Annotated in this window: 28 protein-coding genes; all 28 read left to right on the plus strand. The window is 46.3% G+C overall.

What is annotated here, in order from left to right; translation table 11 throughout:
* The first annotated feature begins 142 nt into the window (after nucleotides 1-142).
* Complete coding sequence (flgB, locus tag AB5Z52_RS08550) at nucleotides 143-505, plus strand: flagellar basal body rod protein FlgB (RefSeq protein ID WP_086269318.1); 363 nt, start codon at nucleotides 143-145, stop codon at nucleotides 503-505.
* Nucleotides 506-526: 21 nt separating this feature from the next.
* The gene (gene flgC, locus AB5Z52_RS08555; RefSeq protein WP_003129038.1) at nucleotides 527-943 is read left to right on the plus strand and encodes a flagellar basal body rod protein FlgC; all 417 of its coding nucleotides are present in this window, start codon (nucleotides 527-529) and stop codon (nucleotides 941-943) included.
* 7 nt (nucleotides 944-950) lie between these two features.
* Nucleotides 951-1,274, plus strand: coding sequence for a flagellar hook-basal body complex protein FliE (fliE, locus tag AB5Z52_RS08560; protein WP_003129040.1), 324 nt, complete (start codon nucleotides 951-953; stop codon nucleotides 1,272-1,274).
* A 27-nt stretch (nucleotides 1,275-1,301) separates the two neighbouring features.
* A complete protein-coding gene (gene fliF, locus AB5Z52_RS08565) occupies nucleotides 1,302-2,924 on the plus strand; it encodes a flagellar basal-body MS-ring/collar protein FliF (RefSeq protein WP_353939394.1) in 1,623 nt (540 codons plus the stop codon).
* 10 nt (nucleotides 2,925-2,934) lie between these two features.
* Nucleotides 2,935-3,939 carry a flagellar motor switch protein FliG gene (gene fliG, locus AB5Z52_RS08570; protein WP_003129042.1) on the plus strand — a complete coding sequence of 335 codons (1,005 nt, stop codon included), beginning with the start codon at nucleotides 2,935-2,937 and terminating at the stop codon, nucleotides 3,937-3,939.
* Nucleotides 3,923-4,681 carry a hypothetical protein gene (locus AB5Z52_RS08575; RefSeq protein ID WP_005472971.1) on the plus strand — a complete coding sequence of 253 codons (759 nt, stop codon included), beginning with the start codon at nucleotides 3,923-3,925 and terminating at the stop codon, nucleotides 4,679-4,681. The genes fliG and AB5Z52_RS08575 overlap by 17 nt, the downstream gene beginning before the upstream one ends.
* A complete protein-coding gene (fliI, locus tag AB5Z52_RS08580; RefSeq protein WP_003129045.1) occupies nucleotides 4,678-6,030 on the plus strand; it encodes a flagellar protein export ATPase FliI in 1,353 nt (450 codons plus the stop codon). Before AB5Z52_RS08575 ends, fliI begins: the two co-directional genes overlap by 4 nt.
* 22 nt (nucleotides 6,031-6,052) lie before the next feature.
* Nucleotides 6,053-6,472 carry a flagellar export protein FliJ gene (gene fliJ, locus AB5Z52_RS08585; protein WP_003129048.1) on the plus strand — a complete coding sequence of 140 codons (420 nt, stop codon included), beginning with the start codon at nucleotides 6,053-6,055 and terminating at the stop codon, nucleotides 6,470-6,472.
* A 65-nt stretch (nucleotides 6,473-6,537) separates the two neighbouring features.
* On the plus strand, nucleotides 6,538-7,911 hold the full coding sequence (locus AB5Z52_RS08590) for a flagellar hook-length control protein FliK (RefSeq protein ID WP_137264685.1): 1,374 nt from the start codon (nucleotides 6,538-6,540) through the stop codon (nucleotides 7,909-7,911).
* 12 nt (nucleotides 7,912-7,923) lie between these two features.
* Entirely contained in the window at nucleotides 7,924-8,355 is a 432-nt protein-coding gene (locus AB5Z52_RS08595; RefSeq protein WP_003129052.1) for a flagellar hook capping FlgD N-terminal domain-containing protein, read from the plus strand.
* Nucleotides 8,352-8,714, plus strand: a complete 363-nt coding sequence (locus AB5Z52_RS08600; protein ID WP_096711032.1) for a flagellar protein — start codon at nucleotides 8,352-8,354, stop codon at nucleotides 8,712-8,714. Before AB5Z52_RS08595 ends, AB5Z52_RS08600 begins: the two co-directional genes overlap by 4 nt.
* Nucleotides 8,715-8,792: 78 nt before the next feature.
* Entirely contained in the window at nucleotides 8,793-9,689 is an 897-nt protein-coding gene (locus AB5Z52_RS08605) for a flagellar hook-basal body complex protein (RefSeq protein ID WP_021148972.1), read from the plus strand.
* 35 nt (nucleotides 9,690-9,724) lie between these two features.
* On the plus strand, nucleotides 9,725-9,922 hold the full coding sequence (locus AB5Z52_RS08610) for a flagellar FlbD family protein (protein ID WP_003129058.1): 198 nt from the start codon (nucleotides 9,725-9,727) through the stop codon (nucleotides 9,920-9,922).
* Between the two features lie 11 nt (nucleotides 9,923-9,933).
* The gene (gene fliL, locus AB5Z52_RS08615; RefSeq protein WP_005472968.1) at nucleotides 9,934-10,437 is read left to right on the plus strand and encodes a flagellar basal body-associated protein FliL; all 504 of its coding nucleotides are present in this window, start codon (nucleotides 9,934-9,936) and stop codon (nucleotides 10,435-10,437) included.
* 14 nt (nucleotides 10,438-10,451) lie between these two features.
* Entirely contained in the window at nucleotides 10,452-10,817 is a 366-nt protein-coding gene (locus AB5Z52_RS08620; RefSeq protein ID WP_003129061.1) for a flagellar biosynthetic protein FliO, read from the plus strand.
* Nucleotides 10,814-11,578 carry a flagellar type III secretion system pore protein FliP gene (gene fliP, locus AB5Z52_RS08625; protein WP_288551496.1) on the plus strand — a complete coding sequence of 255 codons (765 nt, stop codon included), beginning with the start codon at nucleotides 10,814-10,816 and terminating at the stop codon, nucleotides 11,576-11,578. The genes AB5Z52_RS08620 and fliP overlap by 4 nt, the downstream gene beginning before the upstream one ends.
* Nucleotides 11,579-11,603: 25 nt before the next feature.
* Nucleotides 11,604-11,867 carry a flagellar biosynthesis protein FliQ gene (gene fliQ, locus AB5Z52_RS08630; protein ID WP_003129065.1) on the plus strand — a complete coding sequence of 88 codons (264 nt, stop codon included), beginning with the start codon at nucleotides 11,604-11,606 and terminating at the stop codon, nucleotides 11,865-11,867.
* Between the two features lie 12 nt (nucleotides 11,868-11,879).
* On the plus strand, nucleotides 11,880-12,629 hold the full coding sequence (fliR, locus tag AB5Z52_RS08635; protein ID WP_368243568.1) for a flagellar biosynthetic protein FliR: 750 nt from the start codon (nucleotides 11,880-11,882) through the stop codon (nucleotides 12,627-12,629).
* A gap of 30 nt (nucleotides 12,630-12,659) precedes the next feature.
* Nucleotides 12,660-13,727 carry a flagellar biosynthesis protein FlhB gene (locus AB5Z52_RS08640; RefSeq protein WP_005472967.1) on the plus strand — a complete coding sequence of 356 codons (1,068 nt, stop codon included), beginning with the start codon at nucleotides 12,660-12,662 and terminating at the stop codon, nucleotides 13,725-13,727.
* Nucleotides 13,728-13,746: 19 nt separating this feature from the next.
* Nucleotides 13,747-15,822: a flagellar biosynthesis protein FlhA gene (gene flhA, locus AB5Z52_RS08645; protein ID WP_137264686.1), complete on the plus strand. Its 2,076-nt coding sequence runs from the start codon at nucleotides 13,747-13,749 to the stop codon at nucleotides 15,820-15,822.
* Between the two features lie 30 nt (nucleotides 15,823-15,852).
* A complete protein-coding gene (locus tag AB5Z52_RS08650) occupies nucleotides 15,853-16,560 on the plus strand; it encodes a sigma-70 family RNA polymerase sigma factor (protein ID WP_003129072.1) in 708 nt (235 codons plus the stop codon).
* Nucleotides 16,557-17,258 carry a flagellar hook-basal body protein gene (locus tag AB5Z52_RS08655; protein WP_003129074.1) on the plus strand — a complete coding sequence of 234 codons (702 nt, stop codon included), beginning with the start codon at nucleotides 16,557-16,559 and terminating at the stop codon, nucleotides 17,256-17,258. The genes AB5Z52_RS08650 and AB5Z52_RS08655 overlap by 4 nt, the downstream gene beginning before the upstream one ends.
* 10 nt (nucleotides 17,259-17,268) lie before the next feature.
* Complete coding sequence (locus AB5Z52_RS08660; RefSeq protein WP_003129075.1) at nucleotides 17,269-18,051, plus strand: flagellar hook-basal body protein; 783 nt, start codon at nucleotides 17,269-17,271, stop codon at nucleotides 18,049-18,051.
* A 12-nt stretch (nucleotides 18,052-18,063) separates the two neighbouring features.
* Nucleotides 18,064-18,774: a cell division ATP-binding protein FtsE gene (locus AB5Z52_RS08665; RefSeq protein ID WP_003129076.1), complete on the plus strand. Its 711-nt coding sequence runs from the start codon at nucleotides 18,064-18,066 to the stop codon at nucleotides 18,772-18,774.
* 154 nt (nucleotides 18,775-18,928) lie between these two features.
* Nucleotides 18,929-20,224, plus strand: coding sequence for a methyl-accepting chemotaxis protein (locus AB5Z52_RS08670; RefSeq protein ID WP_137264687.1), 1,296 nt, complete (start codon nucleotides 18,929-18,931; stop codon nucleotides 20,222-20,224).
* Nucleotides 20,225-20,242: 18 nt separating this feature from the next.
* Nucleotides 20,243-20,746, plus strand: a complete 504-nt coding sequence (locus tag AB5Z52_RS08675; protein ID WP_005472965.1) for a chemotaxis protein CheW — start codon at nucleotides 20,243-20,245, stop codon at nucleotides 20,744-20,746.
* Complete coding sequence (locus tag AB5Z52_RS08680; protein ID WP_003129079.1) at nucleotides 20,718-21,227, plus strand: chemotaxis protein CheD; 510 nt, start codon at nucleotides 20,718-20,720, stop codon at nucleotides 21,225-21,227. Before AB5Z52_RS08675 ends, AB5Z52_RS08680 begins: the two co-directional genes overlap by 29 nt.
* Before the next feature lie 15 nt (nucleotides 21,228-21,242).
* On the plus strand, nucleotides 21,243-22,253 hold the full coding sequence (locus AB5Z52_RS08685) for a chemotaxis response regulator protein-glutamate methylesterase (RefSeq protein WP_003129080.1): 1,011 nt from the start codon (nucleotides 21,243-21,245) through the stop codon (nucleotides 22,251-22,253).
* The last annotated feature ends 3 nt before the right edge of the window (nucleotides 22,254-22,256 follow it).

A 22,256-nucleotide genomic window follows, 5' to 3' on the forward strand; every position in this document is an offset into this window, starting at 1 on the left:
TTCGTTTTCATAAATCTATTATAAAAGAAAAGACTGTAGACATCATCCATAAAATGGACTTTGTCTACAGTCTGAAAAATAAATATATTTTTCTCTGGCCCATAAAAAAAGCATTTGGTACAGAATATGGAAGGAGCAATTACTGTTGGATACCTATAATTTATTAAAAACAGCCATGAACGTTTCTGCACAACGCGCAGAATTGATTTCGTCTAATATCGCCAATGTCAACACGGATGGGTACAAAGCAAAACGCATCGTGTTTGAAGGCGAATTAAAGCAGGCACTCGCTTCATCAGGGACGGACGCTGCAACAGAAGCGTCAGTTTCTCAAGTAAAACCGAAAATCACTGAAAATGCAACTACCAGCATCAAAGACAACGGCAATAACGTGGATCTTGAAGTGGAGATGTTGGATCAAGCAGCCAATGGGTTATATTACAGTGCATTGACCGCACAAGTCAACGGACGCTTGCAAATGATGAACCTTGTATTGAGTAATTGATAGAAAGCGCAGGAAAAACAAATGGGTATGTTTAACGGACTAACGATCAATGCGAGCGGTCTAGCATTGGAACGGTTAAAACTAGATACGATCTCCAGCAATATCGCAAATGTAAATACGAATCAAACACAAACAACAGCTGCTTATCAAAAAAAGAGTATTCTTTTTTCAGAAAATTTAAAAAATAGTCGCGAAGGAACACCGGCTACATATGGTGTCAAAGTGACGGGGATCGCTGCCGATGAGACAGAAAAGCTGACCTATGATCCTACCAATCCCGCTGCCAACGATGAGGGATATGTCGGTCAATCAAATGTGGATATTGCCGATGAAATGGTGGCAATGTTGCAAGCGGTTCGAACGTACGAAGCCAATGTTTCTGCATCAGAAATGAATAAAACGATCTTGAAAAAAGCATTAGAAATATCAAAGGGGTAACGAGAAAATGGATGGACTTTTAACGACAGGATTAACAGACTACCAAAACGTTTTGCGGACACTAGGCACGGGGGCTGCTTCAAACGAGACCAGTGTTGCAGGCGCCAAGGAAAATCAGTTTTCTTCCTACTTGACCCATGCGGTCGATCAGTTGAATCAAAAAACGACGGTCATGGATCAAGATACTGTAAATTTGATCACCGGCGATGAAAGCGATCTAGGCAATGTGATGATTCGTATGACGGAGGCGCAACTGGCGCTACAAACAGCCGTTCAAGTAAGAAACAAGTGTTTAGAAGCTTACAATGACGTGAAAAATATGCAGTTTTAGCAGTGGGTGAGGGAATAAGGATAAATGATGGATAAAGTGAAAGAATGGACAGAACAACTCAAAGACCGTTGGCAAATGCAAAGCTCTTTAAAGAAAATGATCGTTGTTCTTTCCGTTATCAGCGTTCTCGGAATCACAGCAGCTGTTTATTATTTAAATACGCGAATTGAATACGGTATCTTGTTTACGGATCTGAGCGATGCCGATGCGGGAACGATCAGCAAGGATTTGGAGGAACAGCAGATCGCCTACAAATTAGCTGACAATGGAACGACGATTTTGATCGATAAGGACCAAGTCGATGAATACCGCATCAATCTTGCCGTGGACAATAAGTTACCAAATACCAGTACAGGCTTTGAATTATTTGATGATGCCAACATGATGACAACGGACGAAGACCGCAAAATCATGTATCAGCGGGCAGTAACGGGCGAACTACAGCGAGCGATCGAGTCGATCGATGCAGTCAAATCCGCCAAAGTTTTACTCGTGATGCCAGAAGAAAGTGTCTTTTCTTCTGAGGAAAGTGCGCCAACCGCCTCCATCGTGTTGACCTTGAAAAATCAGCAGATCTCAGACGAGTCCGTGCAAGGGATCGTTACCTTGACTTCCGGCGCAGTGGAAAAGCTGAAGCCAGAAAATGTAAAAGTCGTTGATAGCGCGGGCAATACCTTGACTAGAACCGAAGATGAAGCCAGTCAATTAAGTGGCCTGAACAATAAATACATTGCCATCAAAGATTCCTATGAAAAAACGCTAGAAGAAAAAGTAGCGAAGTTGCTGACACCGATCTATGGTGCAGACAAATTCCAAGTGTCGATCAATTTAGACTTGAGTTTTGATTCGATCGAGCGAAAGAAAGTCACTTATGATGACCCAGAGATCAAGAGTGAGACAGTGCAGGCTGCTGGTTCGCAAGGGACCGTCCAAGAAGCCCAAACAGGCACGGTGGATGACAATGTCTCCAATGTGACGGGCACAGATGGAGAGGGAAACAATTCCTACAGCCGTTCCGTTGAAAACGAATTGGATACCGAGACCACCACGACCATTACGGCCCCTGGCATGATCGAACGAATGACCAGCTCGATCGTGATCAATGCGAACCTTTCGCAAGCGGATCAAGCAGAATTGCAGCAGTTGATTGCTAGTGCTGTCGGCTATGACAATGACCGTGGTGATCAAATCGCGATCCAAGGATTTGACTTTGCCCAAGCAGAGGTTGATCCAGCCGCTGATCCGCAAGGGAATGAACCGATTGCAGCTGCCAAAGGTTATCTCAAGTATGCCATCATCGGCGGCATCGTGTTGACCTTGTTCTTAGTGATCTTAATGATCGTTGGCGTGATCCGACGTCGTCGTAAAGAAGACGAGCTGGAAGTCGATGTGACGGAGGAAATGGTCACTTTTGCACAACCGTCCGCAGTTAGCACTGGAGCAAGTCCGACAGTTGCACAAGAAGTCGTTTTTGGTGGTGTCGGCAATCGGTCTGCTGAAACGAAACCAGCGGCGCCAGAAGCATCCACACAAGAAACCGCAGCAGAACATTCAGGAGAACCAACATTGGATCAAACGGCTAGAAATTATGCCGAAAGCAATCCTGAAGTAGCGGCGGAATTAATCAAAGCTTGGATGAAAGAAAAATAAGGGGGCAGCCATGGATACAATAGATGGGGTAAAAAAAGCAGCGATTCTTCTGATCTCTCTAGGATCAGATACCTCTGCAAAGATCATGAAGCTGCTGCCAGAATCATTTATACAAAAAGTGAGCTATGAGATCGCCAACATCGACTTTGTCAGTCCCGAAGAGCGGGATCAAGTGTTGGAGGAATTTTCTCATACCGCAACGGCCCGCAAATATGTCTTAGACGGCGGGATCGATTATGCCAAAAATTTGCTGAACCAAGCATTAGGCCCTCAAAAAGCCAAAGAAGTCATTGACGTATTGACTCAGATTCAGCTGCGGGAACGGCCCTTTAATATCGCTCGCAAAGCCGATGTTCAACAGTTGACCAATCTGTTGATCGGTGAACATCCACAAACAGTAGCGTTGATTTTATGCTACATGCAGCCGGACAAAGCGGCCAGCGTCTTGTCGCAGTTTCCTGATCATTTGCAAGTGGAGATCGCTGAACGGATCGGGACGATCTCCAGTACGTCGCCTTTGGTGATCGAACGGATCGAAAAAGTGATCGAGAACAAATTCTCGAATTACATTGAGAACGATACGGAAAATGTCGGTGGTGTGCACACACTGGTAGAAATCTTGAACTCAGTCAGCCGCAGCACCGAAAAGAACATTTTGAACGACTTAGAAAAGCGGCAACCAGAACTATCCAACGAAGTGAAATCCAGCTTGTTTACTTTCGAGGATATCGTGACCCTCGAACGCTTGGATGTTCAAAAAGTCTTACGAGATGTTCAAAACGATGTCTTAGTCTTAGCGCTTAAAGGCACGACCGATGACATCAAGAACTTTATTTTCTCCAACCTCTCATCACGGGCGGTGGAAAATCTACAAGAAGAAATTCAATTTATGGGTCCTACCCGCTTGTCTGCTGTAGAAGAAGCCCAACAAAGTGTGGTGGCTGTAATTCGACGGCTAGATGAAACCGGTGAGATCTACATCGGAAGGGGCGACCAAGATGCAGTGGTCAAATAGCAGTTTATTGAAGCAGCAGGCGGTCAAAACGACCGAAGCTGCTCGCAGTATTTTGACGGATACGACCATCAAAGTGCCGATTGAGAAAGCAAGCTTAGACCCAGAACTGCAAGCGGCTAGACGTGCACGCCAGTTGGAGCAGGAACGGCATTTGCAGCAAATGGAAGCCTTGAAGCAGCAGATTTTGACCGATGCACAAGCACAAGCAGCGCAAATTCTAGCAGAAGCGAGAGCGGAAGGCTTTCAAGCAGGACAAGCAGACGGCTTTCAACAAGGCTATCAAGAAGGACTCAATGCCAGCAAAGAAGCCGCGCAAGCATTGATGTCACAAGCCCAAGCCAATGTCGCTGAAGCCGTTTCTGAGATCAACACCTTTCGCTCAGAAAAAAAGCAAGAAATGATCGCTTACGGCACGGCAATCGCCGAAGCCTTAATCAATCAACGTTTTACAGACGAGCAAGCAGGCTTCCTGCCTTTTGTGGAGTCTGTGCTATGGCAATTTGAACAACCCGATCAATTTGTGACTGTTCGCAGCCAAGAGCAGCATCTTGCAGCGTTGCGAGAATTGATGGAAACCAAAAAGCAGGCGATCAGCGGGTTTCGCTATTTACTCATGGCAGATGACAGCTTGGCGGAACACGATTTTTGTATCGAAACTGAAAATGCCTTGGTGGTTTTTGAACTGAGGAAAGAAATCGATCGCTTTTTGAGCCAATTTCTAGAAAGCAGTGTGAAGGAATGACGTTTGAATTACCGATCACAGAGATGCGCAAAACGGCGCAATCACAGCCGTTTTTTACCACCTACGGCAAAGTCAGCGAAGTCGTAGGTCTGCTGATCAAAGTCGAAGGGTTGGCGGTTTTCATAGGAGAAATCTGTGAAGTCGCACTGCAAAACAAGACACATACAGCTTTAGCCGAAGTCGTGGGCTTTGTGAAAAAAACCGTGCTCCTGATGCCCCTTGATCAGCTAGAAGGCATCGGACCCGGCTGTTTGGTGCGGCCAACTGGCAAATCATTGACGGTAAAAATCGATGATACGCTGCTAGGGCACACCTTAGATGGACTAGGACGACCGTTAGATATGGCGCTGGATCTGGAAAGTGCGCCAGAATATCCAGTTAGTCAAGATTCTCCTGACCCCTTTCGTCGTCAAAAAATCGCTGAGATCATGCCGACAGGTGTCCGGGCGATCGATGGTCTCTTGACTGTTGGCCTTGGCCAACGGATCGGCATTTTTGCCGGCAGCGGGGTCGGTAAGAGTACCTTATTGGGGATGCTGGCTCGTTATTGCGAAGCCGATGTCATCGTGATCGGCTTGATCGGCGAGCGAGGAAGAGAAGTCAAAGAATTTATTGAAAATGATCTAGGCCCAGAAGGCTACCGCAAGTCGGTCGTTGTCTGTGCTACCTCCGATATGCCGCCCCTCGTACGACTAAAAGGGGCTCATGTAGCAACGGCGATCGCTGAGTATTACCGCGATCAAGGCAAGAAAGTCGTATTGATGATGGACTCGGTGACGCGTTTTGCGATGGCACAGCGGGAGATCGGTCTATCGACAGGCGAGCCGCCGACGACCAAAGGCTATACCCCTTCTGTGTTTACAGCTTTACCGAAGTTGTTAGAACGCAGTGGGATGTCGGACAAAGGCTCGATCACTGCTTTTTATACCGTCTTGGTAGAAGGTGATGACATGAATGAACCGATCGCTGATGCGGTTCGGGGGATTCTTGACGGACATATTCTGTTGTCCCGAAAAATCGCCGCTCAAAATCATTATCCTGCCATCGATATTCAAAATAGCCTCAGCCGCTTGATGAAGACCCTCGTTTCTGAGAAGCAGCATAAACATGCGGGGGAACTAAAAGAAAACATGGCCGTTTATGCAGAAGCCAAGGATTTGATCGATATCGGTGCCTACAAAAGCGGCAGTAATGCGTTGACCGACCAAGCGATCGCGCTGCATCACCCCATCCTACGGTTTTTACAGCAAAAAGTGGATGAGCGGATCCCATTTGAACAAACGATTTTTGAACTGGCGCATTTGTTCAGTGAAGAAGCGCTGATCGAGCGCCAGCGTTCAACTATGTAAAAGAGATCATAAAGGAGCAGCTATGCAAGCATTTCACTTTTCCTTAGAAAAAGTATTGGATCATCGAAAAACTATTGAGCAAGAAGCCAAACGAACTTACGCCCAAAAACAACAACTATTGATTCAGCAAGAACAGCGCCTGAATACGCTGACACAGGAAAAAGCCCAGCTTTTTGATGTCAATGAGATGACCATTGGGCGGATGCAAGTGCAGCAACGTTATTTGCTTGCGTTGAATGCCACCATCGATGAGGTTCAAAACAAAATGTTTCACGTGAAGCAAGAATTGGCAGAGTCGTTATCGGTGGTGGTAGAAGCGCAGCAGGAACGCAAGATCGTGGAAAAGCTGCGAGAAAAACAATTTGCTGAATACATCTATGAAGAGCAATTGGAAGAGCAAAAGCAATTGGATGAGTTCGGCAATCGCGCCTTATTTTCTTAAAGAACTAATGGTTTTAGTGATAAGACGACCTTGGTTTCAAAGCATCAGCTGAGAGGAGGTGAACAATGAAAGAGATCACAACAAGTGCCGTATCCCCTGTACCTGTCGGCAGCAAATCAAAAAAGACGGAGGCGTCACCAGAAGCCTTCAGTTTGCTGATGCAACAGCTGACGGAACAGACCGCAAGCAATCTGTCAGCACCCTTTGAAACATCAGGTATGACGGAGCAAAACGCCGTTGCACCAGAAATGTGGGTTGCCAGCAGTATGGAACATCTGCCGCAGGAGCCAGAAATCACTTCAGCACCCGAACAGCTTGCAACGACACAAGCGCCAGGAATGAGCCAGATCAGCCAGGCACCTTTTGCAGACTTGGTTCATGAAGCGCCACAGGCATCGATGGTAACGGCGGAGCAGAACCAAACGAGCGCCGGCACAGCAGCTTCTCCCGACAGTGTTTCAGCAGCTTTAGCACCAATAGACGTAGCCACCACAGTCATCAACCCCTCCGAGTCTACGCTTGAAGGTCTAGATTTGATGACAAATGACAGAAGTGAAGCCGCAGCAACAACGCTTGAAACGCCTTTGCCAGAAGACTTAGTAGGCGAAGAGCAGTCCACGGCAAAAGGGATCGCTCCTTTCAAGGAAATCAAGGAAATCGATTCAGTAACAAAAACTGCGATTGCGGAGACGACAGAAGCACAGCTGAAACAGTCCACCGAAGGGACCGCTCAATTGGGCCAAAGGGGACCATTGGATCAAGCGTCGCCAGTGACCCACCAAGCGACGGATACGACTAGTACCTTGCAAAGCACGAATGAAACAGTCGCCAAAAAAGCGGAAGCTGTTTCTGCACAAGCCATTGCTTCTTCAACAGCAACTGACAATGAAATGGTGGCACCAGCGCTGCAACTGCTTGATGTTTCTCCCCTTTTGACCAAGCAAGGACCCACACCAACAAAAGCGAATATGGAACAAGCGGTCCTACCCTTAGCAAAAGCGGCTGCCCAACTCGTCCAAACGAGCAGCACGGCAAGCGAGAAAAAAATCACGCTGCAATTCGTTCCTGAGAAATTAGGCACGATCCAGCTTTCTCTAGAAACGAATGCCCAAGGCAGTCGCTTAGAACTGACTGTTCAGCAGCCGCAAGCCAAAGAATTATTGCTGTCCATCAAGCATGAGCTAGAGCAAGTTTTGCAAAAGCAAGAGCAGCCGATCCTAGTGATCAAAGAACCTACGTTAGCTTCTGTCCAGCAGGCTGGTCCGCTGTCAAATCAATCCTTTGCCGGCAGTATGATGGCAAGTGACAGTCAGTTAAGCCAACAGCGTTTTTTACAGGCTCAAAAAGGACAAAGCAAAAAGCCGTTTCATCAAAGCAATACGGCTGAAGAAGAGCAGCAATTAGCACCGATCGATCATGCGATCAGTATTTTAGTGTAAAGGAGGAGAACTATGGCAGATGAAATTACAGCAGCTGCGGCCGGTATTGCCAATACATCGGCATTAACGCAAACAAAAAAATCTTCAGATATCTCCATGGATGATTTTTTGAAGATCTTAGCAGCATCTATGAGCAACCCATCGATGGGAGGCAGCGATTCTTCTGGTGGTGGTAGCACCGACTATATCTCGCAACTGGTTCAATTTACGACCTTAGAGAGCTTGAATGAATTGAGCGAAACGTTGACGACCTCGGTGATTTTACAGCAACAGCAGCAAGCTTTTAGCTTGATCAATAAACAAGTCACCCTGATGGACGGCACAGAAACATTGTCAGGAACCATCGAAAAGGTCCGCTTTGCCAATGGCTACGCCACGATCGTCGTAAATGGCAAAGAATACAGTATGAGTGCGATCCAAGAGATTGGTGGCGAAGCAAAATGAGTTTGACGATTCAACAGGGGCTGCAAAAAGTTGCCGGGGAGCCTTATCAAAATCCCCGCAAAGTCGTGGACAAACAAGCCTTTTCTTCAATACTTGAACAAAAACAAAACGACATCAAAGTCTCGAATCATGCGCAAAAGCGTTTGACTGCAAGGGAATTGACCTTACAAGATGATGATTATCAATCCCTTTCAACGGCGCTTAGTGAGCTAGCGGAAAAAGGCAGCAAAGAATCACTGCTCGTTTACAAAGATATGGGCTTGATCGCCGATGTCCATTCACGAACCATCATTACGGCGATGGGGATGAATGAACTTCACACAGTCACCAATATTGACAGCGCCACATTTATCAAATAGCAGCTGGACTGAAAAGGGGCTGCAAGTATTTTCTGAATGACAGAGGAAAATACGCCAACCATAAGGAGGAAAACAAGCATGTTACGATCATTATATTCAGGTGTCAGTGGAATGAAAAATCTTCAAACGAAAATGGACGTGGTTTCCAATAATATCGCCAACGTCAATACGGTTGGGTTCAAGTCAAGTCGTGTACTTTTCCAAGACATGATGAGCCAAACGATGTCAAACGCAACTGCGCCAGGCAACGGGTTAGGTGGAATCAACGCAACGCAGATCGGTTTAGGGGTTCAGACGGGCTCCATCGATACCATCAATACAGTCGGTGCCCCGCAATCGACTGGCCGCAGCATGGATTTTTATATCAGCGGACAGGGCTACTTTATGGTACAAGGACCAGGAGCAAATGGCGAAACCTATTACACACGAGATGGCGCATTCGTTCGTGACAGCAACGGAACCTTGACCAATAGTGATGGGATGCAAGTCTTAGGTCGTTCAGTCACCGGCGGTCAACCGGTTGTCTATGATGACAACTTTGATGAAAACACAGCATTGAGCGGACAAGAAACGGTATCTCCCTTATCAATTCCAAGTACACTGACCGTCAATGGGGAAACCTTGACCTATAACTCCATGGCAATCGATGCCAATGGCTTAGTGTTGGCAAAATACGGCAATCAAACCTTTGTGATGGGGAAAGTTGGTGTCGCAACCTTTAATAACCCAGAAGGCTTAGAAAAAGTCGGCGGCAACAACTATGTCCAAACTAGCAACTCAGGGAATCCAATCGTCGCAGGCCCTGGCAACAACGGAGCAGGAACGCTACAGGCGGGTGCCTTGGAAATGTCGAATGTCGATCTTTCGACAGAATTTACCGAAATGATCATTGCTAGCCGTGCCTATCAAGCAAATTCAAGAAGTATTACGACTTCTGATGAAATGCTGCAAGAATTATTGAATCTAAAACGTTAAGAACGTGACGCTTCATCATTGAGAGGAGTTTGACCATGATTCTAGTGACAGCATTGAATGGCAAGCCATTCTATTTAAATCCAACATTGATTTATCGGATCGAAGAAATGCCGGATACATTGATTACACTGACAGACGGCAAAACCTTAGTGGTGACGGAAGCTGCGCAAGAAGTTGCGCAGCGGGTAATCGAGTATCATATGGTGATCCATTCGAACCAAGTGAAAACGTAAGGGTGGGAAAGATGGCAAAAGAAGAAAAAGCACCAAAAGCAGAAAAAGAGAAAAAAGGCTTGAGTATGGTTGTTTTACTGCCGATCCTTTTGATTGTGGTAGTCGGCGGCAGTATCGGCGGTACCTTAGTGACGAATCACTTTTTGACGGGGGAAAAAACAGCAGCTGCTGAAACAGCAAAAGACAGCAGCAAAATCTCCTCAGACGAAGCGATCGTGGCACTGGATGAATTTTTAGTCAATCTGGCAAAAGAAGACAACCAAGAGCAGCAATACATGAAGGTCAATTTATCGATTTTAGTCGCCGATGAGGAAAAAAGCGCGGAAGCTACGAAAAATGTGGCCGTCATTCGTGACAGCGTCGTAAACTTATTGCGCCAACAAAAGGCCAGCGGTATTTTGAGCTCCGCCGAAAGTGTACCGAATTTAAAAAAAGCATTGAAAGAAACAATTAATCAGGAATACGGATCAGAAATCGCCAAGGATGTTTATGTGACGGATTTAGTGATCCAATAGAAAGAGGCGTGTTGATGGAAACATTTTTATCGCTGGTCAAAATGATTGGGTTTTTGCTGCTTATTCTTTATTTGATCAACATCAGTTTGAAATATTTAAATCGTTACACGAACCAGCACAATCACCAGTTGCGTATTTTACAAAAAATCGCCGTCAGCAAGTCGTCTTCGATCGGGATCGTCCAAATCATGGACAAATGTTATGTCATGAGCTTTTCTGAACAGCAAAATCAGATCATCAAAGAGTTGACGCCAGAAGAAACGGCCGCTTTTTTACAGCAAAGCCTAGAAAACACCCAAGTGCAAGCTGGCAAAGATTTTTCTGAATGGCTCAACAAAGCCAAGGCGGAAATTGCTGGAAAACGAGGCAAGCAAAAATGAAGATCAAAGGCAGAGATATCAAGATCATGGCTGCGGTCCTTTTCAGCAGTTTGATGCTTCCGCAGACGGCGTTTGCGCTCGAGACGGAAGACGTCAGCTCCACCATCAACAATTTATTGTCGAATGGGAATGGCTCAAGTGATACGATCAATACCTTCTTGTTGCTGACGCTGCTTTCCCTCTTACCGGTCTTGCTGATCATGATGACCTCTTTTACTCGTATCATCATGGTCTTGTCCTTTGTGCGCAGTTCGTTAGGTACACAGCAAAACCCGCCCAATCAAGTATTGATCGGGTTGGCCTTATTCTTGACATTTTTTATTATGAAACCTGTGTATACCGACGTCTACCAGCAAGCGATCGAACCGTTTGATCGACAAGAGATCAGCCAAGCCGAAGCTTTTGACCGCTCAGAAAAACGAATCAAGGCCTTTATGATGGTACAGACACGGGAAAAAGACATTGCCTTGTTTGCGGAAGCTGATGGGGAGACCGAAAAGTATCATTCTTCTGACGATGTTCCTCTGACCGTTATGGTACCGGCTTTTATTATCAGTGAATTACGAACGGCTTTCAGTATTGGCTTTTTGATTTTTATCCCCTTTTTGATCATTGATCTGGTCGTCTCCAGTATCTTGATGTCGATGGGGATGATGATGCTGTCGCCGATCATGATCTCACTCCCCTTCAAGATCTTACTATTTGTTTTAGTGGATGGCTGGTATCTGATCGTGGAGTCGCTGATCAAGAGTTTTCAATAGCCGCTAAGAAAGGAGCCAAGAGGAAATGACAGTAGAAATGGTACTTGATGTGCTAAGGGAAGCCTTTCTTCGAATTTTAGCGATATCTGGCCCTGCCTTATTGGTCGGCATGCTCGTTGGATTGGTGATCAGTATTTTTCAAGCCACTACCCAAATCCAAGAACAAACGTTGAGCTTTGTGCCGAAACTATTAGCGATTTTTTTGACCTTGATTTTGGCCGGGAATTTTATGCTGAATCTCTTGTTGAATTTTACCAAAATGATCTTCAAGATGATTTCAGCAATGTAAGGAGGAAACCTGATGGCGCCGATTCAAGCGACGGTGTTGATTTTTTGTCGAATATTGGCGTTTGTCGTCCTTTGTCCGATCTTCTCACAGCAAAATTTTCCGTCACTGGCAAAAATCGTGATCGGCATGGCGTTGACGGTCCTATGTCTGCCGACGGCACCTGCGATTCCCGAGCTTTCCCTCTTTATGATGACGGTTTTCGTCATCAAAGAAGTACTGTTTGGGATGGCGATGGGCTATTTGAGTCAGCTGGTCTTTACCGGTGTGGAAATTGCGGGCCAATTGATCGACTTTCAAGTGGGTTTTTCGATGGCGCAAGCCTATGATCCGACGTTGCAAATCGCCTCTTCCCAGTATGGCAAAACGTACTATTGGCTGACGATCGCTGTGTTTTTTGGACTTGATCTGCATCATCGACTGATTACAGCACTGCTGTTGTCTTTTCGGATCGTGCCCTTAGGCTCTGTGGTGATCCAAGGCACGACGGTTGAAGGCATCGTCAAACTTTTCAGCCAAATGATGGTGATGGCAGTCAATCTTGCAGCACCAATGATCATTGCGCTGCTGTTGGTGGACCTCGTGCTAGGTGTGATTTCTCGGTCGATTCCCCAGATCAATATTTTGATGATGAGTCTTTCGATGAAAACCGCCATCAGTTTTGTGGTGTTTCTCTTGCTATTAACCAATGTCCTTTCGTACTTAGGCAAACACTTGCCAGATACGGTCCGCTACTTGCAGGAGTTTATCAAGTCTTTTCAATAAAGTAACAGGCAGCCAGCAGGAGGTGAGAAGATGGCAGAAAAAGATGGCAAAACCGAACTACCCAGTGCCAAGCGGCTGCGGGATGCCCGCAAACGCGGGGAGGTACCTAAGACCCAGGAATTAGCAGCTGCTGTTTCGCTACTGGTCTTCTCGTTTTTGACTCTGTCTTTATGGCAGTTTTTCGCCGCTTCTTTTTTGCCTTATTTTTCCCGAAGTTTGGCGCAGCTGGCTGATTATCAATCCAGTTTGGCGGATCTGCCGAAACTGGGGGTGCAGAGTATCTTGCTGCTGCTTTTGTTGTGTGCGCCCGTCTTTCTGGTCGCGCTCGGAGTCGGGCTTATTACGAATTATGCCCAAGTCGGTCTGTTGTTTTCAGGAAAGGCCGTCAAACCAGACTTTAAAAAGCTGAACCCTATCAGCGGGATCAAGCAGCAATTCAGTTTGCGCTCGTTGATGAATTTAGGCAAAACATTGGCAAAATTCGGCGTGATCGTCTACTTGTGCTATCAACAATTTTTAGCCGCCGTCCCTGTTTTACTGGGTTTGAGTGAAGTGGGGTTGGAAAAAACGATCCTGTTCATGCTGCTGCGGGCCAAAGAATTGTTCTTACAGATCTCGATTTTCTTGATCATTTTGGCCGTAGTCGACTACGGCTACCAACGCTATAGCCATCGCAAGAACTTGATGATGAGCAAACAGGAAGTCAAAGAAGAGTTCAAGCAAATGGAAGGTGATCCGCAAGTCAAAGCACAGCGCAAAGCGAAATACCGTGCGATGACCCAAAATGCCATCGCCAACGTCAAAGAAGCGACGGTTTTGATCACCAATCCGACCCATTTCGCCATTGCGATTCGTTACGATGCCAGCAGTGAAGGGGTGCCACGGGTCTTGGCCAAAGGGGCAGATCAGCTGGCGCAGCGGATGAAAGCAGAAGCACTGAAAGAAAATATCCCACAAATCGAAAACCGTGAAGTAGCACGGGCCCTTTACCGTCAAGTAGAACCCGGGGATCTCATCCCTGTTGAAATGTATGAAGCCATTGCTGAAATCATCGCTTTGGTCTATCAGCTAGAAGAAAGCCAACGCGGCAAGATTTAAGGAAACAGGAGGAACTAAAATGAATGAGGCTGCCTCAAAACCGAAAAAAGGCATTGGTCTGGCGGATATCTTAATCTCGGTGATCGTCCTAGCTATTATTGGTTTGATTATTATTCCATTACCGAGTGCATTATTAGATATTCTGATCATTATCAATTTGACGATCGCGATCAACATTTTACTGATCACCCTGTTTACCAAATCAGTGTTGGAATTCACTACGTTTCCAACCTTGCTACTGATCACAACGATGTTTCGTTTAGGCTTGAATCTATCTTCCACTCGTTTGATCTTGACCCAAGGAAATGGCGGACACGTGATCGATGCCTTCGCCAATGTCGTTGCCGGCAGCAATTACATCGTGGGGATCATTTTGTTCGTAATCATCATGGTGGTTCAGCTAGTCGTCGTGACCAATGGTGCAGGGCGTGTCTCCGAAGTGACTGCTCGATTCACATTGGATGCGATGCCCGGCAAGCAAATGGCGATCGATTCCGACCTAAATGCTGGTTTGATCACGGAAGCGGATGCCCGCAAACGACGAAAAGATCTGCAGCGAGAAGCTGATTTCTTTGGTTCGATGGATGGTGCCAGCAAGTTTGTCAAAGGGGATGCGATCGCAGGGATCTTAATCACTGTCATCAATTTAGTTGGCGGAGCAATCATTTTCTCCATGGGGGGACAAATGACCGTCATGGAAGCCTTCGCCCAATTCGGGAAACTGGCGATCGGGGATGGCTTGGTCAGCTCGATTCCCTCTTTACTGATTTCGATTGCTTCCGGGGTAATCGTGACTCGTTCCGATAACGATAGTTCCTTTGGTTTGGATATTGCGGCAGATGTGATGCGTAATCCCCAACTGTTTCGGATCGTGGGGGCGATTCTCTTCGTCTTAGCCTTAGTTCCCGGGTTTCCTTTTGTTCCTTTTGTGTTGATTGGTTTAGGCCTTTTCGCAGCCAGCTTTCTGGTTACGCAAAAAGAAGAAAAGCAGCGAGTGGAACAAAAACAATGGGAACAAAAATTGGCACTAGAACGCAAAAAAGAAGCGCAGGAAGAAGATGATTCCGTGGCTTCTTTCCAAGTGGAACCAATCTCAGTGGAAATCGGTTATGGTCTAATCCCTATCGTGGATAGTTCGGTCGACAACAGCTTAATGAACCGCATTGTGGCGATCCGTAAACAGAGTGCCAGAGAATTAGGGATCTTAGTCAGTCCCGTTCGTATTCGCGACAACCTCTATTTGGATGCCAATGATTACGTGATCAAGATTCGTGGCAACGAAGTCGGCCGCGGCGATATTTACCCGAACAAAGTCATGGTGATCAGCCCGAAAGAAGAGCCGTTTCCTTTTCAAGGAATCGCAACAAAAGAACCAGCCTTTCATCTGGATGCAATGTGGATCGATGAATCCGATAAGGAGATGGCGGATCTGCAAGGGTTTACGATTATCGAGCCTTTGACTGTGATCGCAACACACTTAAAAGAAATCATCTATGCCCATGCACCAGAGCTGTTAGGTCGCCAAGAAGTCAAGAAATTATTGGAGGGCATCAAAGAGCAGTACAATGTCGTGATCGATGAATTGATCCCCGATATTTTGCGGCTCGGCGAGGTCCAAAAAGTTTTACAAAATTTATTGGATGAACAAATTCCTATCAATGACTTAGCAACGATCTTAGAAACCTTAGCCGATTACGGCGTTGTCACGAAAGACGTAGAAGTTTTGACAGAATATGTCCGCCAAGCATTGAAACGGACGATCGCTGCCAAGTATGCCAATGAACGACACGAGCTGCAAGTGGCGGTGATCCAGCCGAAACTAGAAGAAATCATCGCTCAAAGTATCCAAAAAACTGCAACTGGCTCGTACCCGGTCTTAAAACCAGATACCGTGACCAAGCTGTTGGATTCCATCAGTGGGATCCAACATGCGGCGATTGCTCAAAATATCAATTTCGTCATTCTGGCATCGCCTAAGATCCGGTTAGCATTCAAAAAAATGATTGTTTTTAATTTCCCAGATATCGCCGTTCTTTCTCTAAATGAGATTCCCAATGAAATTGCGATCGAAACGGTGGGCAGTATTGACATTTAAGCAGAATTTTCTTAGGAAGGGGCATCGCCGATGTATGAAGTCGATCGAGAAGCGGAGATCATCAAGTATCTGCCGCTAGTGGAACGGGTGGTTCAGCGCCTGTCTATCAAAACCGCCGATTATGAATCAGGTGATCTCTACAATATTGGGGTGATTGGGCTGATGGATGCCTTGCGGAAATTCGATCCCTCAAAAAAAGTTCCTTTTGAAAGCTATGCAGTGATTCGCATCAAAGGGGCAATTATTGATGAAGTACGCAAGCACGCCAAAATCTCCCGTTACAAAATGGCGGCAGTCAATCAGTTTTATCAAGCACGGCAAGAGTTGGAGCAAAGCCTCAAAAGAGAAGCGACCGATACTGAGATCTGCAAACAGCTGGGAATCAACCAAAGTCAACTAGCGGATATTTATGAGAGTTTGCACTACTTAGCCAGCGTCTCTTTGGAAGATACCTTGTTTGCTTACCAAGAAGAAGGCATGACGATAAAGGATATGGTTCGGGATCCTGCCGAGAATGTCGAAGATACCTTAGTCGCTGAAGAAAAACGCACCGCTTTGGTTGCGTGCATCAAAAAATTAGGGGAACGTGAACAAATAATTTTAAGTCTGTACTATACCGAAGAACTGACGTTAAAAGAAATCGCTGAAATCTTAGAAATTTCAATTCCGCGGGTCTCACAAATTCACGGCAAAACGATTGCCAAATTGCGCACATTGATTGAGGAGGAACTGGCATGATTCGAGGATTGGATGTCTTATCACGGAACATTTCATTATTACAAAAGCGACAAGAGACGACGAGCGGCAATATTGCCAATGTCAATACAACAGGGTATCAAGCAAAAGCCTTGTTTCAGTCGGCACTAGATGAAGTGGCGCTGCATAATTATCAAAGCGGGCCCAATGCGGATACTCGCCGCGATATCGGTGGGTTGTCTTTAGGGACGCAACTGGCAGGTAGTACGATCAGCCAAGACCAAGGCGCCGTCAAACAGACGGGACAAGCCAGCGATTTTGCACTGCTTTCCGAAGGCTACTTTGTCGTTCAAAACAATGCGGGTCAGCGGTTGTATACGAGAAATGGCGACTTTACCGTCAATCAGCAGAATCAATACGTAACACAAGAAGGCTATCTTGTCTTGGGTGCCAATGGACAAGCAGTCAGCGCCTTGGGACCAGCGAACTTTCAGATCCAATCATTTCCCCCAGAAGCACTGACTACAGATGGTCAAAACTACGTGACTAGCAACGCAGCAGGAACCAATGTGAATGCACCAGTAATCCAGCAAGGTGCCTTAGAACAAGCCAATGTATCCGTTGCCGATGAAATGGTGGCGATGATCCAGACTTCTCGGGAATTTGAAGCCAATCAGAAAGTCTTGAGTTCAACGAATCAGACATTGCAAAAAGCGGTCAACGAATTAGGAAAGATTTGAGGATGAGTCAATGAATATCAGTGGATTACTAGGAATCAGCCGTTCTGGGTTGAATCATTTGCAGACAAACTTAGACACGACAGCCAACAATATCGCCAACGTCAATACCAATGGCTACCAAGCACAAACGACGCACTTTCAAGCATTGATGGAAAATGCCATCGGTGCAGAAGAAACGCTGTTTAATGGCAACACCGCCCAATATGGTGCGTCAATGGGGGCGAAGGCAACCACGACCACAAGTTTTGCCCAAGGCAATCTGGCGGGCACTGCTCAGCCATTAGATCTCGCAATCCAAGGCAATGGCTTTTTCGGGGTTCGGGACCAAACCGGTCAATTGCTGCTGAGTCGAGCAGGCAATTTTCATTTAAGTGAGAACAAGCAATTAGTCAATAGTGAAGGGTACCCTGTGGCAATGACCACAAACGTACCGACCCCTCAGTGGCCGGATGCGCAGCAAATCGCAATAGATGCCAGCGGTCAGTTGACGACGGAAGAAAATGGTCAGACTCGAGTGTTGGGACAGCTGACCCTTTATCAGCCGACGAATACAGAAAACATCACGCCAGTGGGCAACCAACTGTACAGTGCCGGTGATCAAGCGTTGCTTACTTCGCAAACCAATCCGGCAGCCTTTGGCAGCGTCTTGCAAGGACAGTTAGTACAGTCGACGGTGGATCTAGCGACTTCCATGACAGACTTGTTAACGACCCAGCGTGCGTATGGACTGAATACGAAAGCCATGCAGACAGCCGATGAGATGTGGTCCGTGATCAATCGTTTTACAGATTAGAGGAGAAAGAACATGATTCGCTTAACCAAGGTCAGTAAAAAATTCAGCAATGGCACGTTGGCATTGGCCGATATTTCTGTTGCGATCCCTCAAGGAGAATTTATCTATGTGGTGGGTCCCAGCGGTGCCGGCAAATCAACGTTATTCAAATTGCTCTTGAAAGAAGAAGAACTTTCGGCCGGTTCTATCCAAGTCGGCAATGTCTTGTTGGAACAACTCAAAGACCGTCATCTCTATATGATTCGGCGACAAGTCGGTATCGTCGGACAAGAAGACCTTTTGCTTCCTTATCTGACGGTTGCCAAAAACGTCGACTATGCGCTGCAAGTACTAGGCACTCCCCGCAAGCTGCGCCAGGAAAAAACCGCCAAAGCGCTGCAACTGGTTGGCATGTTTCCTCAAAAGGATCATTATCCCGAAGAGCTTTCAGTGGGACAGCGCAAAAAAGTAGCAATCGCGCGAGCGATCGTCACAGATCCAGCAGTCTTGATTGCCGATGAGCCCACCGCCAATCTGGATGCGAAATCAGCCGTCGAAGTTATGAAACTGCTCTTGCGGATCAATCAAGTCGGTGCCACGATCCTATTGGCGACCCATGACAGTACGATGGTCAATACGGTCCGTAATCGGGTAGTCGAGCTGCAAAACGGTCGTTTGGTTCGTGATGAATACCAAGGCGGCTATACTCGCTTTGCTGATCCAAAAGATACATATGTCTGGTGAAGATGCTTAACTTTTCTAGCAAAAGATCCGATTAAAGAACTAGAAGATTGTTTTCATAATCGGATAAAGAAGGAGTGACCCAACGATTATCAAGTGAAGAGCGAATCTTGATAAACAGCACGACTGATCATTTTGCATAAGAAAGGATACTGTTATGAAGAAGAAGGTACAAGCTATCATCAAAAAAATCCGCTTGGCGGTGTTGATTCCGCTAGGATTTACCCTGATCGTATTATTAGGATGCTATTTCTTCGTGATCCGCACCAACGGAGACGGACAAGCAGCAAAAAGTTTCTTTATTTTTTCAGTGATCGTACTGCTACTAGAAATTGCAGTGTTAGTAGGAATGACCTATCTAGCAAAAAAAGAGACCCATTCAGACATGGATACGTTGTTGGCAGAACTAGAAGCAGTCGGTTCTGGCGATCTATCCCATATCGATGAGATCGGCAGCAGCGACCAAATCTCCCTTTTTGGGCAAGTTCAAAATCGTTTTCAAGGGGTTTTAAACACCTTCAAAGCGGTGATCGTTGGCATGCATGAAGAAAGTAGCCGGATGGAAAAAATGGTAGGCGGTCTAACGACAACCTCAAAAAATGCCAAAAATTCAATTGAAAATGTGCGTCAGACGATGAACGCCATCGCAGATGCTACTAGTTCACAAGCCTCCGAAGCGGAACAAACCTCCTTTGATATGGACGAATTAGCCTTAAGTATCGAAGAGATCCACAAAGAGATCGAATTGATGAACGGGTATGTCGGTCAATCCCAAAGCAGTAATGTCCACAATTCAGAAATGATGTTCCATGTGTTTGAAAGTTGGGAGATCGAACGGCAAAACCAAGCAGAATTAGTGGAAAGCATGAACGACATGAATGAAGATGTCCAAAGTATCGGAAAAATTGTTCAGCTGATCAATGATATTTCTGACCAGACCAACTTACTGGCATTGAATGCATCCATCGAAGCAGCTCGGGCCGGGGAAGCGGGCCGGGGGTTTGCCATTGTTGCAGAAGAAGTCCGCAGTTTAGCGGAACAAAGCAGTCAATCAACGAAGAGCATTCGTTCGATCATTGAAACGATCCGCAAAAAATCGGAAAAAGTGGTCTCTGCAGTGACGGATTCCTTTGAAAGCGGCGAAAGACAGACCAACAATATTAACAAAGCCATCGAGTCCGCTAATGAGATCTCTGACATTGTCGAAAAATTGGTTTCAAGTATCCAAACAGTTGAATCCCATATTATCGGGATCGTTGAAAAAAAAGACATGGTTCATGTTTCTGTCAGCAATATTTCTGCTGCCGTTTCTGAGACCTCTGCTGGGACGCAAGAAGTAACCGCAAACCTAGAGGACTTCTACTTGGTCATCGAAAATTTTGAACAGAATGTACAAGAAATTGAGACAATCGCTAATATTCTTAAATTCCAAGTGGATAGTTTCAAATTCTAAAAAGGAGCGGTGACGCTAATGGAACAATACGTTGTATTTAAAAGTCATCAACAACACTTTGCCTTGCGGATCGATTATGTGGTAAGGGTCATTGAGGCTGCCTCTTTCACACAGCTGCCAGAAGTGGCGGATTTTGTTCTGGGTATTCAACCCATTGAAGAGGCGATGGTTCCGATCATTGACATCCGCAAAAAGCTGTTTGATGAATTTACGCCGGAAACCGGACAAAATGTGGTCTTGTTGTGTCACTGGCAAGAACAGGCGATCGGTCTTTACGTGGAAGAGATCGTCGGCATTCTACCCTTAGCCGAAAGTCCCAGCAATGCGGAATTAAATACGTCAGGACTTAAGCAAAACTATATCGAAGCCTTTCTGAAAAAAGATGATGAACTTGTACTGGCATTGGAGCTGCCGTTTCTCTTCAGCTATGAACAAGCGGCAGAGATGAAGGATGAGTTAGGCGCCTATCAGACAGAGAAATTGGCAGCCGCCAATGACGATGACAATGATGACCGTGAATGAGGAACTGCATGTGGGGATCTCGGAGTATAAGATCGCCCAAGCGCCAACTCGTTTGATCACGGTGGGCTTAGGTTCTTGCATCGGCACGATCATTTACGACGAAGCCAGTCATATTGGCGGCTTGAGTCATATTATGCTGCCAGATAGTCAGCCTTTTTTGCACAAGCGGGAAATCAAGCCCGAGAAGTTTGCGGACTTGGCATTGCCGGCGATGGTCGCCGAGTTGAAACTAAAGATCCGCCGGCCTCGCTTTCAAGCGAAAATCGTTGGCGGCGCCAATATGTTTCAGTTCCAGACCCTTAATGCTGCCAGCAATATTGGTCAGCGTAACATTGAAGCCGTCGAGGAAGTCTTGGATCAGCTAAACATTCCGATCGTGGCCAAACATGTGGGCGGCAGCGCTGGTCGAACCATGGTCGTAGACCTTCAGGATTTCAAAACCATGGTTCGGCAAGTCAAACAAGAAATCGTTTATTTGTAAAAGGAGTACAGGGATATGAAAAAAGTAATGATCGTCGATGATTCGGCATTCATGCGGAAAGTAGTGACAGATTTATTGAATCAGTTGCCGGATATCGAGGTGACCGTCGCTGCCCGCAATGGCAAACAAGCATTGGATTATTTGACCAAAGAAGCGATCGATTTGGTGGTAATGGATGTGGAGATGCCAGTGATGAACGGATTAGAGACCTTGCGGAAGATGAAACAGCAATCAGCCATTCCGGTCATCATGCTTAGCTCATTAACCAACCAAGAAACCACGATTGAGGCGTTAGCGCTTGGCGCACGAGATTTTGTCGAAAAACCAGTCAGTCTATCGATGATCGAAAAAGAATGGATCGCTGAATTTCATCAAAAGATTTTAGCGATGGATCATGAAGCCGGCACAGCTCAAGCACTGGTGCCAACGGCTGCCCAACCCACTAAGCTGACGCAAAACAGCTTGTCGTCTCATCTTGACGCTCTGGTCATTGGCGCTTCAACAGGCGGCCCGCGTGCCTTACTGGGCATTATCCGTCGCTTGCCCGCGCATCTGCGCTGCCCAATTTTGATCGTTCAACATATGCCAGCGGGATTTACGGCTTCCTTTGCGAAGCGATTAGACACAGAGACAACCGTCCGAGTACAAGAAGCAATCGACGGCATGCGGATTGAAAATCAAGTGTATCTTTGCCCGGGGGATTACCACATGACGATCCAACAAGGACATTTGCAACTGGACCAGCGAGAAAAACGGCATGGGACGCGCCCAACCGTCGATTATCTTTTTTCCTCAGCAGCCGATTACTATGGTGCGCAACTAGCGGCGGTCGTTTTAACGGGGATGGGGAAAGACGGCACCGCTGGTTTACGACAGATCCAAACGGCTGGGGGCTATACGATCGTTCAAGACAAAGAAACGTGTACAGTTTTTGGGATGCCGCGGTATGCCATTGAACAAGGAGTCGTTGATGAAGTCCTGCCATTGCAGGATATTGAAGCAAAAATTGCACAGATGGTCGGGTGAAGA

Origin of the sequence: Enterococcus sp. RTP21361st1_A6_RTP21361_211029 (assembly GCF_040910045.1) — a bacterium.
GTDB lineage: Bacteria > Bacillota > Bacilli > Lactobacillales > Enterococcaceae > Enterococcus_D > Enterococcus_D gallinarum.